A 14843-nucleotide genomic window follows, 5' to 3' on the forward strand; every position below is an offset into this window, starting at 1 on the left:
CATNCTGCCGATGGTGTTNACCNNNAATTCGGCACTGACGATCATGAACCAGATGTCGATCACGATCGTNTTCGCGCTGGCCTATAACATGCTGCTCGGGCAGGGGGGTATGCTGTCCTTTGGCCATGCGGTCTATGCNGGTGTGGGNGGCTTTGCCTGTATGCACATCATGAACATGTCCGATTTCTTCTCGACCATTCCCCTGGTGATCCTGCCGGTNTTTGGTGGTCTCTTCGGCATGGGNCTGGCNATGATCGTCGGCGCGTTTTCGACCCGTAACGCGGGCACGGTATTCGCCATGATCTCGCTGGGTGTGGGCGAATTGATCGCGGCCTGTTCCGTCATNATCGTNGCGTTCTTTGGTGGCGAGGAAGGCATCAGCGGCGACCGGACCTACGCACAGCCCTTCTTTGGCGTCGAATTCCTGCAACAGATCGAGGTCTATTACCTGACCGCTGGCTGGGTCGTGATCTCTGCCGCGCTGATGTACCTCTGGAGCCGTACCCCTGTGGGTCGCATGGCAAACGCTGTGCGCGACAATCCCGAACGGGCAGAGTTTCTGGGCTATTCCTCGCGGTGGGTCCGCTTCTACAGCTTTGTCGCCTCTGGCTTCTTTGCAGGCGTGTCCGGTGGGCTTTTCGCGATCAACTACGAAATCCTGACCGAGGAAAACCTGAACACCGCCTCGTCAGGGATCATCCTGCTGGTGACCTTCCTTGGCGGCGTCGGGTTCTTCTTTGGCCCGATCATCGGGGCCATCGCCTTTACCCTGCTGCAAACCGTTCTGAGCCTGTCGACNGAGCTTTGGGCCTTTTATGCGGGCGTCCTGTTCCTATCCACGGTGATGTTCTTCCCCGGTGGTCTGGCAGGTCTGCTGATGATGCANGTGCCTGTGTTCAANCTGGGCAAGGCATCGACGTTGATCATGCCCTATCTCAANACGNTGCTGCCNGCGGCAATCGGTTTGATGGGGCTGGCNGCNNTGGTCGAGATGACNTTCCACTANCGTCATGGNGCNACGGGTGACAATGAAATGACCGTCTTCTGGACCACCTTCGACAGCCACACNCTGATGCCGTGGCTGGTGGCGGGNGCGATAACGCTGATCGGGCTTGGCATNGCCAANGNCACAGCACCCGCGCTGAAAGAAGCATGGAGTGAAGCAAACACAGCAGGAGGCGCGTCATGAGCACACCCGCACTTGAACTGACTGGCCTCAAGAAAAGCTTTGGCAAGGCCGAGATCATCCGCGGCATCGACCTGAGCATCGGCAAGGCNGAACGCCACGCCGTGATCGGGCCGAACGGCGCGGGNAAATCGACGCTGTTCAACCTGATCACCGCACGGTTTGCGCCTTCGGCTGGAACGGTAAANCTGCACGGAGAGGATCTGGCNGGGCTCGAACCCTTCCAGATCAACCGCAAGGGGCTAAGCCGCTCGTTCCAGATCACCAACATCTTTCCGGCGATGAGCGTGTTTGAAAACGTGCGCTGTGCGCTTTTGTGGTCGCAGGGCTATAAATACAGCTTCTGGAATCTGGTGAACCNGTCCCGTGAACTGACCGAGGGCGCGGACCGCATCCTTGACCAGATCAACNTGCTGGAACGGCGCAACCTGCCCGCGGGCACCCTGTCTTACGCCGAACAGCGCGCGCTTGAAATCGGGATCACCATCGCGGGCGGTGCNGATGTCATCATGCTGGACGAACCGACGGCGGGGATGAGCAANACGGAAACCGACTATATCACCGACCTGATCCTCAAGGTNACCGCGGGCAAGACGCTGATCATGGTGGAACATGANATGAGCGTGGTCTTCGGTCTCGCCGACCGGATTTCGGTGCTGGTCTATGGCGAAATCATCGCCACCGGAAAACCCGAAGAGGTGCGTGCAGACGCCCGCGTACAAGAAGCCTATCTGGGCGCCGCATTGGAGGCAGAACACTAATGATGCTCGAAGTCACGGATATGCACGCCTTCTACGGCAAGTCCCACATCCTTCAAGGGGTGAACCTGAACGTCAAAGAAGGCGAGATCGTCGCGCTTCTGGGGCGCAACGGGGTGGGNCGGTCNACCACNTGCAAGGCCATCATGGGCGAGGTCGAACCGAAAGGATCGGTCAAGTTTCANGGGCAGGAGATCAGCGGCAAGAAAGCGTTCCAGATCGCCAATATGGGGATCGGCTATGTGCCCGANAACCGCGATATCTTTCCCGGTCTCACNACGCGGCAGAACCTGACGCTGGGTCTGAAGCCGGGGCAGAAGGATGGCGCGGGCCGTTGGTCAATGCAGTCGATGTTTGACATGTTCGAAAACCTCGACCGCCGCGCCGACGTCGAAGCCTCGGTTCTGTCGGGGGGGGAACAGCAGATGTTGACCATGTGTCGCACGCTGATGGGCGACCCCGATCTGGTCATGATCGACGAACCCACCGAAGGTCTGTCCCCGCAGATGGTGCAGAAGGTCGCCGAGGTGCTCAAAGAGATCGCCAACCGCGGGATCTCTACCTTGCTGGTGGAACAGAAGCTGTCGATCGCGATGGACATCGCGGATCGGGTCTATGTCATGGGGCATGGTCAGGTGGTCTATGAGGGCACGCCGGCTGAATTGCGCCAGCGTGATGATGTGCGCAAGGAATGGCTTGAGGTCTGATGACCTAAGCCAGACCATTACCAGTAAATCATCTATTGAAATCGTCGCGTTCCGCGGCCTCATCCTCCTGAGGCGCGGTCGCGGCTCGGGAGGAAAGTTTTTTGGCGTTCGACACAAATAAACTGGGCCGCATCGGGGACTGGATGCAGACCTATGTGGACCGCAAACGGTTTGCCGGATGTTCAGTGCTGGTGGCGCAGGGCGGGCAAGAGGTCTACTTTGATGCCAAGGGCCAGCGCGACACGGATACTGGCCAGCCGTTCACACGCGACACGATCGCCCGCATCTATTCAATGACCAAGCCCGTCACCTCGGTCGGCATCATGATGCTGGCGGAACGCGGGCTGTTCCACCTTGATGCGCCGGTGTCCGATTTCATCCCTGCTTTCGCGGATATGCGCTGCCTGATCGACGGTGCCACCGCGGCGGATCAGACCGAACCCTGCCAGACGCCGACACTGCACCAGCTGCTGACCCATACCTCGGGGCTGAGCTATCCGTTCAACCCCGGCATCACGGCGAAGGCGATGGACGAGGCCGACATCCTGTTCCGCGCCGATCAGGGGTCGCTGGCCGAGATGACCGACCGCGTGGCCGCATTGCCGCTGGCGTTTCACCCCGGCACCCGTTGGGAATACTCCGTGGGCATCGACGTGCTTGGCCGCGTGATAGAGGTCGTTTCGGGCAAGTCGCTAGAGACGTTTCTGGTTGATGAAATCCTTGGCCCCCTTGGCATGGACGAGACGCGGTTTTCCGTCCCCGCAGGTGGCATTGACCGCTTTGCCTCGCTCTATACCCCGCTGGCGGGCAGCGCCTATGGCATGAACGCGGCCAAACCAGAGACGCCCGTGCTGCGCTGCGTGGACAAGCCTGACACCTCCCCCTTCCTGAACGCCGAAATGCATTCTGGCGGCGGCGGACTGGTGGGCACCATTGATGATTACCTCAAGTTCACCGAGATGCTGCGCACCGGTGGGGCGGGGCTGATCTCGCCCAAGACGCTCGACTTTATGATGCGCAATCATCTGCCCGGTGACATCGCGTCGATGGGGCCTGCCAGCTTTGCCGAACAACCGATGGAAGGGATGGGCTTTGGCCTTGGCGGTGCCGTGGTGCTGAACCCCGGTCGCGTCCGCGTTCCCAGCAGCCTAGGCGATTTCAGCTGGGGCGGCATGGCCTCTACCTTCTTCTGGGTTGATCCGGTGCTGGACCTGTCTGTCGTATTCTTCACGCAGCTTGCGCCCTCCAGCTCGTACCCCGCGCGCCCCCAACTCAAGGCCCTCATCCACGGAGCGATGACATGAACGATATCCTTTGGACCCCGACAAAAGAGCGCGCCGATGCCTCGACCATGGCGGAATTTGAACGGTTCCTGAAAGACCAACGCGGGCTGACGTTCGACGACTACAACGCCATGTGGGAGTGGAGCGTGACCGATCTTGACGGGTTCTGGTCCGCGATCTGGGACTATTTCGACGTACAGGCCAGCGCGCCCTACACGACCGTGATGGCAAAGCGTCAGATGCCCGGTGCCGAATGGTGCCCCGGCGCGATGCTGAACTACACCGACCAGATCATGAAGCATGTGGACAGCCAGCCTGACGGCGATGCGCTGATCGTGCAATCCGAAACCTTTGGCCGCAAACGTCTGTCGTGGTCCGAGCTGCGCGCACAAGTGGCAAGCGTCGCCGCGCATCTGCGGGATATGGGCGTGACCAAAGGCGACCGCGTTGTTGCCGTGTTGCCCAATACCGAAACCGCGATGATCGCCTTTCTGGCCACCGCGAGCATCGGCGCAATCTGGTCGCTTTGCGCCCCCGATATGGGGCATGTCGCCATTCTGGACCGGTTCAAGCAGATCGAACCCAAGGTGCTGATCGCGCAAGACGGCTACGTCCACGCGGGCAAAACCGTGGACCGTCGCGAGATCCTCGCAGGGCTAGAGGCGGCGCTGCCAAGTCTGGTGCAATGCGTCACGGTGCCTTTTGTCGGGGATCTGCCCAAGGGGCATATGGCGTGGGACAGCCTGCTGGACCGCGACGCACCCTATGAAAGCACGCAAGTCCCCTTCGATCATCCGCTGTGGATCGTCTATTCTTCCGGCACCACCGGCAACCCCAAGCCGATCGTGCACGGGCATGGCGGGATCATTCTGGAATCCGCAAAACAATCCCTGCACCATGATCTTCGGCGCGGCGGACGCTATTGCTGGCTGACATCCTCGGGCTGGATCATGTGGAACTCGCAATTCACCGCACTGGGGCAGGGCACCACGGTCGCGATGTTCGACGGGGCGCCGAATTATCCTGACATGGGCGTGATCTGGCGCTTTGTCGCGGATGAAAAGCTTGATTTCTTTGGGGCAGGCGCGGCCTTCTTTAGCGGTTGCATGAAGGCAGGGCTGACCCCGCGTGACGAGGTTGACCTTTCTGCGTTGCGCTCGCTCGGCTCGACCGGATCACCGCTCAGCTCGGACGCGTATGACTGGATATATTCCAAGGTGAAAGAAGACGTCTGGCTGGCGCCCATCTCGGGCGGAACCGATCTGGCGGGGGCCTTTGTGCTGGGCCATCCCGGCATGCCGGTGCGCGCAGGTGAAATGCAGTGCCGCGCGCTTGGCAACGCGGTGCGTGCCTTCGACGAGGATGGCAATGACCTGACCGGCGTTGTGGGCGAATTGGTCTGTACCGAGCCGCTGCCGTCGATGCCGCTGTTCTTCTGGGGCGACGATGATGGCAGCCGCCTGCACGACAGCTATTTCGACACCTACCCCGGCATCTGGCGCCACGGCGACTGGATCGAGATCAACGAAAACGGCGGGTCGGTGATCTATGGCCGCTCTGACGCGACGATCAACCGCAAGGGTCTGCGCCTTGGCAGTGCGGAAATCTATCAGGCCGTCGAAGGGCTGGACGAGGTGATGGACAGCCTTGTTGTCGACCTCGAATTTCTGGGCCGCGAAAGCTTTATGCCGCTCTTTGTGGTGCCAGCCCAAGGCGTCGCCTTTGATGACGCCTTCAAGGACAAGATCAACGCGGCAATCCGCAAGAACGTCTCGGCGCGGTTCATCCCGAACGAGATCATCGAGGTCGCCGAGATCCCCCGCACCCTATCTGGCAAAAAGCTTGAGGTTCCTGTGAAAAAGCTATTGCTTGGTCAGGATCCGGAAAAGGTGGTGAACAGGGATTCAATGGCCAATCCGGACAGCTTTGATTTTTATGTCGCCTACGCCCATTCGCGTGCGACCCGGAAGGACTGAACCCAGATGACCGACGTGGCCCGCCAACTCCTTGAATTGCTGGATATCGAACAGCTTGAGATCGACTTGTTCCGCGGCATCGGATCGGGCGGGGAAACCACCACGCGCATCTTTGGCGGCCATGTTATCGCGCAAGCGCTGATGGCCGCCTATCGCACGGTGCCGGACCGGATGTGCCATTCGCTGCACGCCTATTTCATCCGTCCCGGTGACCCGTCGATCCCGGTGATCTATCAGGTGGACCGCGCCCGTGACGGGGGCAGCTTTACCACGCGGCGGGTCGTTGCGATCCAGCACGGCAAGCAGATCTTCAACCTCTCGGCGTCCTTCCACGTGCAGGAAGAGGGCTGGGATTACCAGCACAAGATGCCCGACGTGAAAGGACCGGAACACTGGCTTGACCGCCCCGACCTGCGCGAACCCTATATCGAAAAAATCTCGCCCAAGCACCGCGACGATTTCCTGCGCGAACGCCCTATCGAAATCCGCGAGGTTGACCCGCGCGATCTGTTCGAACCGGAGAAGACCTCGGACAAGAATTACCTTTGGTTCCGGATGGAGGCGGCAAAGGGGCAGTCCCCGATCATGCAGCACTGCTTGCTTGCCTATGCGTCCGATATGAACCTGCTCGGCTCGTCGCTGCGGCCCCACGGGCTGACGTGGTTCCAGGGGCAGGTCATGACCGCCAGCCTTGACCACGCTATGTGGTTTCACGCGCCGATCGATTTCTCTGACTGGCACTTATACGAACTCGACGCCCCCTTCACTGGTGGCGCGCGCGGGTTCAATCGCGGTCTGATCTACAATCAGAACGGCCAACTTGCCGCGACAACGGCGCAGGAAGGGCTGATGCGCCCCTATAAAAAGAAAGAAGCTGCTTCATGACACATACGGGGGGCCGCTATCCGGGTTGGCGACCGGGGATCGAACTGCGGGACGACTGGCTGGGGCTGGTCCCCGAGACCGCAATCGACCCGCACCGCGAGATTGTGGACCCCCACCACCACCTCTGGCGTCACGGCACGCCCGACGCCCCCGCCGTCTACGAGATGGACGCGCTTTGGCGCGACACCGGCGCCGGGCATAACGTGGTGCAGACGGTCTATATCGAATGTCGGTCCTATTGGGATCGCGACGCGCCCGCGCATCTGCAATCGGTGGGCGAGACCCGCACCGTGGCGCAGATGGCGGCACAGACCCCGCGCGGTAAGGCGCAGATCGCNGGCATTATCGCGCAGACCGAACTGGTGCTGCCCCCCGACCAGCTGCATGCCGCGCTCGACGCGCATGAGGCCGCAGGGAACGGGTTGTTCAAGGGTATCCGCAACTCCGGCGCGCGCGATGCGGAACCGCAGCATCTGGCGATCCCCGGACGCGGGNTCGAAAACCAATACGGCGATCCTGACTTCATCCGCGGTGCCGCGATNCTGGGAGACCGCGGACTGACGCTGGACAGCTGGCATTACCACCATCAACACCAAGAGTTTCTGGACCTTGCCCGCGCGGTGCCACAGACCACGCTGATCCTTGACCACTTCGGCACACCCTTGGGCGTTGGCCGGTTCGAAGGCAAACGCGACGATATCTTTGCCGCGTGGAAAGACCATATGTCAGAGNTGGCGGAATGCCCCAATGTGATGGCCAAGCTGGGCGGGCTNTGCATGCCCGACAATGGGTANGGCTANATGCANCGCGACCTGCCACCGTCCTCGGACGAGATCGTAGAGACGCAGGGCAAATGGTACGCGCATATGCTGGATGTCTTCGGCCCCGAACGCTGCATGTTCGAAAGCAACTTTCCCGTGGATCGCACGGCGGTCAGCTATGTGGTGATCTGGAATGCGTTCAAGAAGATGTCAGCGCATCTGGACGGCGCAGCACAAGCGGCACTTTTCTCCGACACAGCGCGGCGCGTCTATGGGCTGCCGCCCGCGTGACGCGGACGGCAGATTTTCACTTTAACCGAATTTGAAAAAGCACAGTTTGTTGCCATCAAGGTCGCGGACATAGGCCCCGTAGAACCGGTCCGGNANCCNTTGTCCTGGCGCGCCCTCGTCCGTCGCACCAAGCGAGATCGCCTTGGCGTAGATCTCGTCCACTTCCTCTTTGCTGTCNGCGGTAAAAGCGACCATCACCCCGTTGCCGGGGGTGGGGGCCTCTTTGTTGTAGGGTTCGCAGACNGANATCATGGGCGTGCCGCCNCCGGTGCCGATCATGGCNATCCGGCCGCTGTCGATCAGCACCTTGGCNCCCTTGCTTTCGAACAGGTCGCAATAGAACTGCTTGGCGCGCGCCATNTNGCTGGTGCCCACGGTGGTATAGCCGATCATGATACATTCCCCTGCGGNTTTCTGCGGTCGCCNTACATCCGGTGCAGCTTGCGCATGCCCCCGATCCAGCGATCGTAGTTCTCGGTTTTCTTGCGCATATACTCCAGCACTTGCGGGTGNGGCAGCACAAGGAACGTCTCGTTGCGGATGGTTTCCAGACAGGCTTCGGCCACGGGTTCCGCTTCAAGCAGACCGTCGAGTGCGGCGACAGAATCCTCGTGACCGCGGGTCATCTCGCTGCGGACAGCCTGAGGGCAAAGCACCGACACCTTGATCCCGTCATCACCATGAGACATCGCCAGCCATTCGGCCACAGCAACAGCCGCGTGTTTGGTCACGCCGTAAGGCGCGCAGCCGACCTGGTTCAGCAGNCCNGCCGCCGACGCGGTGTTCAGCAGATAGCCGCCCCCGCGTTCGGTCATGCGCGGCACCAGATGACGGGCGGCCCAGACATGGGCCATCACATTGATGTCCCAGATGCGCTGCCAGTCTTCGTTCGGCACTTCCATGCCGCCCGCGATCAATATGCCCGCGTTAGAGCAGAACAGATCAATCGGGCCGATGTCGTTTTCCACGGCATCGATCATATCCNCGATCTCTTGCTCGACACCNACATTNACACCGAANGCCACGCCGTCGATTTCATCGGCAACCGCCTGCGCGCCCTCTTTGTTGAGGTCGACACAGACNACTTTCTTGGCCCCTTCCGCGGCAAAGCGGATGGCCATCGCCTTGCCGATGCCGCTTGCGGCGCCGGTGATGACGATGATTTTATCCTTCAGTTCCATAGCAGCCCCCTACGTCCACATGTTCGACCCGCCACAAACNGTCANCGCCTGACCGGTCATGTAGCGGCTTGCATCAGAGGCGAGGAACACGGCGAGCCCCGCGAAATCNTCNGCCTCGCCAAGACGGCGCAGCGGGATCTCGTTCTTGATGCGTTTCTCGACATCGGGATTGTCCCACAGCTCGCGCGCGAATTCGGTTTTCACCAGACCCGGACAGATCGCGTTGAACCGCAGACCCTTGGGCCCGAATTCGGCGGCAAGGTTGCGCACAAGGCCGATCAGCGCCAGCTTGGACATGCCATAGGTGCCNAGCATGACCGACGGTTTGAACGCCCCGATGGACGAGGTNAACGCCATCGANCCGGNNCCTTTNTCGATCATGTCGGGGGCCACCATCTGTGCCAGCCAAAGNTTGGACAGCACATTGGCGTTCATCGTCTTTTCATAGGCATCATCGGGGATCTCGGACGTNGGCCCATAGTAGGGGTTCACGCCCGCGTTGCCGATCACGATGTCGATCTTGCCTGCCAGCTTGTGGGTCTCGTCCACCAGCGCTTGCANCTGCTCTTTATANCCAACNTTGCAGGCGACGCCGAACGCCTTGCCCTTGCCAAGCGCGTTGATCTCGGCGGCGGCGGCGTCCAGCTGGTCTTGCTTGCGNGCCGAGATGACGACGGTCGCGCCATGCTCGGCCAGACCCTTGGCCATCGCCAGCCCCATGCCCTTGGAGGCGCCGGTCAACAGCGCCACCTTTCCGGTCAGNTCNAANAGGGTCATACGCCACCTCGCGTACGGCCTGTGGCGATCTCTTCACGGGCGCGCGATGTGCGCAGGTTGGATTCCTGATAATCCTTGACCTCGGCGCGGGCGATCACGTGGTGGTGGACCTCATCAGGGCCATCCGCATAGCGCAGCGTGCGCTGCGACGTGTACATGCCCGACAGCGGCGACCACTGCGAAATACCTGTCGCACCATGCACCTGCATCGCCTGATCGATGATGTTGCAGACTTTTTCCGGCACCATCGCCTTGATCATGCTGACCCAGATGCGAGCCTCTTTGTTGCCCAGAACGTCCATCGCCTTGGCGGCTTTCAGNACCATCAGNCGCATGGCTTCAATCTCGATCTTGGCGCGAGAGATCGTTTCCATGTTCTTGCCCAGATCNATGATNTTCTTGCCAAAGGCTTCACGGCTCAGCCCGCGTTCGATCATCAGGTCCANCGCNTTTTCNGCNGCCCCGATAGAGCGCATGCAGTGGTGGATACGGCCTGGCCCNAGACGCACTTGGGAGATTTCAAAGCCCTTGCCTTCGCCCCAGAGGATGTTTTCCTCGGGCACGCGCACATTGGTGAACTTGATGTGCATGTGACCGTGCGGCGCGTCGTCGTGACCAAAGACATGCATCGGGCCGACGATTTCAACACCGGGTGTGTCGATCGGCACAAGGATCTGGGACTGCTGGCGGAANGGTTCGGCNTCNGGCGACGTCTTGACCATGGTAATCATGATCTTGCAGCGCGGATCACCGGCACCGGAGATATAGTATTTCTCGCCGTTGATGACCCATTCACCGTTTTCCAGCACGGCAGAGGTAGAGATATTCTTGGCATCCGAGGACGCCATATCGGGTTCGGTCATCGCGAAGGCCGACCGGATTTCACCGGCNAGNAGCGGCTTGAGCCACTTTTCTTTCTGNTCCGCTGTNCCGATCCGTTCCAGCACTTCCATGTTGCCGGTGTCAGGCGCGGAACAGTTCAGCGATTCAGANGCCAGCGGGCTTTTGCCAAGCTCGGCCGCGATATAGGCGTAATCGAGGTTCGACAGACCTTCACCGGTTTCGGCATTCGGCAAAAAGAAATTCCACAGCCCATTTTCACGGGCCTTTTTCTTGGCGGTTTCCAGCAGCTCCAACTGGCCGGGCGCGTGTGACCAGCGGTCGGCACGACCTTCGCCAAGGCGGAAATANTCGTCGGTGATCGGATCGACATTTTCGCGGATGTGTTTGATGACGGCGGCCAACAGCGGCTTGGCCTTCTCGGACATCTCGAGATTATTCATTCCGGCCATAGCTTCGTTATGTGACATAGAGTGCCTCCTGGCAGTTGGTTCGATTATTTATTGACCCAGTTGGGTTTGCGTTTTTCGACAAAGGCGTTCACGCCTTCCTTGAAATCTTCGGTTTTGCTGAGGTCCGCGATCACCTCGCGTGAATAGGCGATGCTGTCNTGCATCCCGTCGCGCTTGTACATGTCGTTCAGGACGCGTTTCGTGGCCTTGACCGCCGANGGCGACACGGCACACAGCTCTTCGGCCTTTTCCATCGCTTTCGCCATCAGCTGGTCGGCAGGATAGACCGCGTTAACGCAGCCCATCGACAGCGCCTCATCGGCCATGATGGTGCGGCCGGTGAACATCATCTCTTGCGCGGCAAGNCGCCCGATATAGCGCGACAGGCGCTGCACGCCGGANGCCGCGGCAAAGAAGCCGACCTTGACCTCNGGCAGNGCGAATTTNGCCTGATCAGAGGCGAGGATAATGTCGCATGACAGCGCGGTTTCAAATCCGCCGCCCATNGCGAAACCGTTGACGGCTGCGACGATGGGCTTTTCCAGATCNAAACGCGAGGACAGACCGGCNAAGCCGCTGGCGGGCATTGTCGCNTTTGACCCGCCCGCNGCNGTGGCTTTCAGGTCGTTCCCCGCGGANAACGCCTTGTCCCCCGCGCCNGTCAGAACCGCGACCCAAAGATCCTGATCCGCTNCAAAAGCGTCCCAGCAATCGGCCATTTCATTATGCATGTCGACGTGCACGGCATTGTACACCTCGGGGCGGTTCATGGTCACAACAAGGATGTGACCCTTCTTTTCGGTGGTGATATATTGATAGCTCATACCTTCAGCCCTCCGGTGTCGATTTCAGTGAATTTCCCGCCATTCNTGGCCAGATCGCGCAGCAGCTCNGCGGGCGCGAATTCGGGGTCTTCGGCGCCNAGCTTTTCCATCACGTCCAGCACGGCCTGCGCACCGACCATATCGCCATAGAACATCGGGCCGCCCTTATCGGCGGGCCAGCCATAGCCGTTCAGCCAGACCACATCGATGTCAGAGGGGCGCTGCGCCTTGTTNTCCTCNAGGATTTTGACCGCTTCGTTGATCATCGGATAGATGCAGATCTCGATGATCTNTTCCTGCGACATCTGGTTGGCTTCGGCNCCTGTGATGTCCTTGATCACACCGGCAACCACATCCGACGGGATCGGGCGGCGGGATTCATCATAGTCGTAGAAACCCGCTTGGGTCTTCTGGCCGCGACGGTCCATTTCACACAGCGCATCGCGGATCGGGTTTTCGGTCTTGGCCCCTTTGGACCAGCCGATATCCAGACCGGCCAGATCGGACATCTGGAACGGCCCCATCTTGAAGCCAAAGGCGTTCAGCGCGGCGTCCACATCCCANGGCATCAAGCCCTGTTGCAGCAGCTTGTTGGCCTGTTTCTGGCGTGCGAACAAAATACGGTTGCCGACAAAACCGGGGCAAACGCCGACGAGCACAGCGATCTTGTTGATCTTGGCCGCCAGATCCATCGAGGTCGCGACCACATCATCGGCAGTATGTTTCGCGCGCACGATTTCGAGCAGTTTCATNACGTTGGCAGGCGAGAAAAAGTGCAGCCCGATCACGTCTTCGGGGCGCTTGGTCATCGCCGCGATTTCGTCGATGTTCAACGCCGAGGTGTTCGTCGCAAGGATCGCGCCCGGTTTCATCACGCGGTCCAGCTCGGTGAAAATCTTGCGCTTCAGCTCCATGTCTTCGAACACGGCTTCGATCACCAGATCNCAATCGGCCAAGGCNGCCAGTTCCAGCTTGCCGTCAAAGCGATCCATCCGCGCTTCGACTTCTTCTTGCGGGAAACGGCCCTTATCGGCGCTGCGCTGGTAGTTGCCGCGCACGACCTTCAACCCGCGGTCTAGCGCCTCTTGCGTGGTTTCGACGATGGTGACGGGGATGCCCGCGGTGGCAAAGTTCATCGCGATGCCGCCGCCCATCGTACCCGCGCCGATGATGCCTACGGATTTGATCTCGCGCTGTTTGGTGTTGGCGGGCAGGTCCGGGACCTCCCATGCGGCTTTGCCGGCAGCACCGATATAGGCACCAATTTCTGCGTCGGTTGGGGTGTTCATAGTCTTCCTTTCTTCCGGCCCGGTTGGTGGGCCTTATGTGTCCAGACAGGCCGCGCGGATCGCACGGCGGTCAATCTTGTCGGTGGCACCACGGGTCAAAGGACCGTCCTGGCACCACAGTTTTTCGGGTATCTTGAATTTGGCCAGCCGNCCGTCGAGGTGCGCCGCCATNTCGGCTTGCGTCAANGGCTTGCCATCNCGGGTCTGCACNGAGGCCCCGACGACTTCGCCCAAACGCGCATCCGGCACGGAAAACGCGCAAGCCTCGATCACATCGGGATGCGTGTGCAGCGCGCCCTCGACATCCAGACAAGCGATGTTTTCGCCGCCCCGGATGATGATGTTCTTCTTGCGATCAAGGATGGTGATATAGCCTTCGGCGTCGATCACACCCAGATCACCGGTGCGCAGCCAGCCGTCTTGCATCGTCTCTTCGGTGGCTTCGGGCTTGTTGAGGTAGCAGCGCATATTGGCGGGGCTTTTGACGGTAATCTCGCCCAATTCGCCTTGCGGGACATCGTTGCCCTTGTCGTCCAGAAAGCGGATGTCTTGCAGCGGCGGATGCAGCTTACCTGCGGCGTCGGGGCGTTTGTTGTATTCCTCGCCCACCATGCCGATGCCAAGCGCGTTCGTCTCGGTCATTCCCCAACCCGTCGCGATATCGGCGGCGGGGAACTGGTTTTTCAACTGCGCGACCTGCGCCGCAGGGCGTTTCGCCCCGCCTGCGCCAAGCCAGGTGAGCGTCGGCAGGGTTTCTCCCATACGCTTTGCGGCTTCCAGCAGGTCGGCAGATTGCGTCGGCACGCCGAGAAAACGGGTCACGCCCTCGCGGTTGATCACGCGCACCGCTTCTTCGGCGTCCCACTTGTGTAACAAGGAGATCTTGGCACCAGCGGGCAGGCTAAGCAGAAACAGCGGATGCGTCGCGGTGACGTGGAACAGTGGCGTGACGATCAACCCCGACGGGCGCGGCGCGGGCGGTGCGCCGGGTTCAGGGGGGGTGACCAGCGGCGCGGCAACGGCTTGTAACAGCCAGCTGAACACCGCGCTAAGCGCGCCACGGTGGGTCTGCACCACCCCTTTCGGCTTGCCCGTCGTGCCAGAGGAATACATCACCGCAAAGTCATCGTCCGTGTCCAGATCGACCCCTTCGGGCGGCGTTTCGGCCATGCCCTGCATCAGCGCCGACAGCTTGTGCGGGCCCATTTCCTCGGCATCGCGCACGCCGATGAGACGCAGGCCCAGATCAGCCTCGAGCGGTTTCATCCGTTCAAAACGGGGGCCATCGGCAAAGACCGTCTTGGCCCCGCTGTCTTGCAACGCATAGTCAAGCTCTTCGGTGGTCCACCACGCATTGACGAACACCACCACAGCACCCGCTGACGCGACCGCCAGCGTGAGCATCAGCAGTTCGGGATAGTTGCGCATCGCGATTCCGACACGGTCGCCGGTCTTGATCCCCAGCGTGTCGCGCAGCCCGTTGGCGATGCGGTTCACATCGGCGGTGAACGCATCATAGGTCCAGCGTTCATCCTGATAGACCAGAAACTCTGCCGCGCCATTGCCCTGGATTTCGCGGCTCGCCTGGATCAGCCCGCCCAGGGTTTTCGGGATATTCTTGAATGTTTTATAG

Annotated in this window: 14 protein-coding genes; 7 read left to right on the forward strand and 7 right to left on the reverse strand. The window is 60.5% G+C overall.

Translation table 11 applies throughout. The features are described 5' to 3' along the window. Positions 1–43: 43 nt before the first annotated feature. The 7 genes from CBB63_RS08000 (at position 44) to CBB63_RS08030 (ending at position 7847) form a co-directional block, all read left to right on the forward strand. Positions 44–1189 carry a branched-chain amino acid ABC transporter permease gene (locus tag CBB63_RS08000; protein WP_502695888.1) on the forward strand — a complete coding sequence of 382 codons (1146 nt, stop codon included), beginning with the start codon at positions 44–46 and terminating at the stop codon, positions 1187–1189. After that, entirely contained in the window at positions 1186–1947 is a 762-nt protein-coding gene (locus tag CBB63_RS08005; protein WP_286698770.1) for an ABC transporter ATP-binding protein, read from the forward strand. The genes CBB63_RS08000 and CBB63_RS08005 overlap by 4 nt, the downstream gene beginning before the upstream one ends. Positions 1948–1967: 20 nt before the next feature. Next, positions 1968–2651: an ABC transporter ATP-binding protein gene (locus CBB63_RS08010; RefSeq protein ID WP_502695889.1), complete on the forward strand. Its 684-nt coding sequence runs from the start codon at positions 1968–1970 to the stop codon at positions 2649–2651. Positions 2652–2752: 101 nt separating this feature from the next. Beyond that, a complete protein-coding gene (locus CBB63_RS08015) occupies positions 2753–3955 on the forward strand; it encodes a serine hydrolase domain-containing protein (RefSeq protein ID WP_286698772.1) in 1203 nt (400 codons plus the stop codon). After that, the gene (locus CBB63_RS08020; RefSeq protein ID WP_286698773.1) at positions 3952–5910 is read left to right on the forward strand and encodes an acetoacetate--CoA ligase; all 1959 of its coding nucleotides are present in this window, start codon (positions 3952–3954) and stop codon (positions 5908–5910) included. The genes CBB63_RS08015 and CBB63_RS08020 overlap by 4 nt, the downstream gene beginning before the upstream one ends. Before the next feature lie 6 nt (positions 5911–5916). Continuing rightward, positions 5917–6795, forward strand: a complete 879-nt coding sequence (locus CBB63_RS08025; RefSeq protein ID WP_005848859.1) for an acyl-CoA thioesterase — start codon at positions 5917–5919, stop codon at positions 6793–6795. Next, positions 6792–7847, forward strand: a complete 1056-nt coding sequence (locus CBB63_RS08030; protein WP_286698774.1) for an amidohydrolase family protein — start codon at positions 6792–6794, stop codon at positions 7845–7847. The genes CBB63_RS08025 and CBB63_RS08030 overlap by 4 nt, the downstream gene beginning before the upstream one ends. Before the next feature lie 21 nt (positions 7848–7868). On the opposite strand, the gene CBB63_RS08035 is transcribed toward CBB63_RS08030, so the two are convergent. The 7 genes from CBB63_RS08035 to CBB63_RS08065 all read right to left on the reverse strand — a co-directional run bounded on the left by CBB63_RS08035 (position 7869) and on the right by CBB63_RS08065 (position 14824). Then, positions 7869–8240, reverse strand: coding sequence for a VOC family protein (locus CBB63_RS08035; protein WP_286698775.1), 372 nt, complete (start codon positions 8238–8240; stop codon positions 7869–7871). Beyond that, complete coding sequence (locus CBB63_RS08040) at positions 8237–9028, reverse strand: SDR family oxidoreductase (RefSeq protein ID WP_286698776.1); 792 nt, start codon at positions 9026–9028, stop codon at positions 8237–8239. Before CBB63_RS08040 ends, CBB63_RS08035 begins: the two co-directional genes overlap by 4 nt. A gap of 9 nt (positions 9029–9037) precedes the next feature. Beyond that, positions 9038–9805: an SDR family NAD(P)-dependent oxidoreductase gene (locus CBB63_RS08045; protein WP_286698777.1), complete on the reverse strand. Its 768-nt coding sequence runs from the start codon at positions 9803–9805 to the stop codon at positions 9038–9040. Beyond that, positions 9802–11088 (reverse strand): acyl-CoA dehydrogenase family protein, encoded by a 1287-nt coding sequence (locus CBB63_RS08050; protein ID WP_286698782.1) that lies wholly within the window; start codon positions 11086–11088, stop codon positions 9802–9804. The genes CBB63_RS08045 and CBB63_RS08050 overlap by 4 nt, the downstream gene beginning before the upstream one ends. 53 nt (positions 11089–11141) lie before the next feature. Next, positions 11142–11921: an enoyl-CoA hydratase-related protein gene (locus CBB63_RS08055; protein ID WP_286698778.1), complete on the reverse strand. Its 780-nt coding sequence runs from the start codon at positions 11919–11921 to the stop codon at positions 11142–11144. Further along, positions 11918–13210 carry a 3-hydroxyacyl-CoA dehydrogenase gene (locus CBB63_RS08060; RefSeq protein WP_286698779.1) on the reverse strand — a complete coding sequence of 431 codons (1293 nt, stop codon included), beginning with the start codon at positions 13208–13210 and terminating at the stop codon, positions 11918–11920. The genes CBB63_RS08055 and CBB63_RS08060 overlap by 4 nt, the downstream gene beginning before the upstream one ends. Positions 13211–13243: 33 nt before the next feature. Then, positions 13244–14824, reverse strand: coding sequence for a class I adenylate-forming enzyme family protein (locus CBB63_RS08065; RefSeq protein ID WP_502695890.1), 1581 nt, complete (start codon positions 14822–14824; stop codon positions 13244–13246). Positions 14825–14843: the final 19 nt, after the last annotated feature.

Origin of the sequence: Sulfitobacter sp. TMED3 (assembly GCF_002167505.1) — a bacterium.
Lineage (GTDB): Bacteria > Pseudomonadota > Alphaproteobacteria > Rhodobacterales > Rhodobacteraceae > Sulfitobacter > Sulfitobacter pontiacus.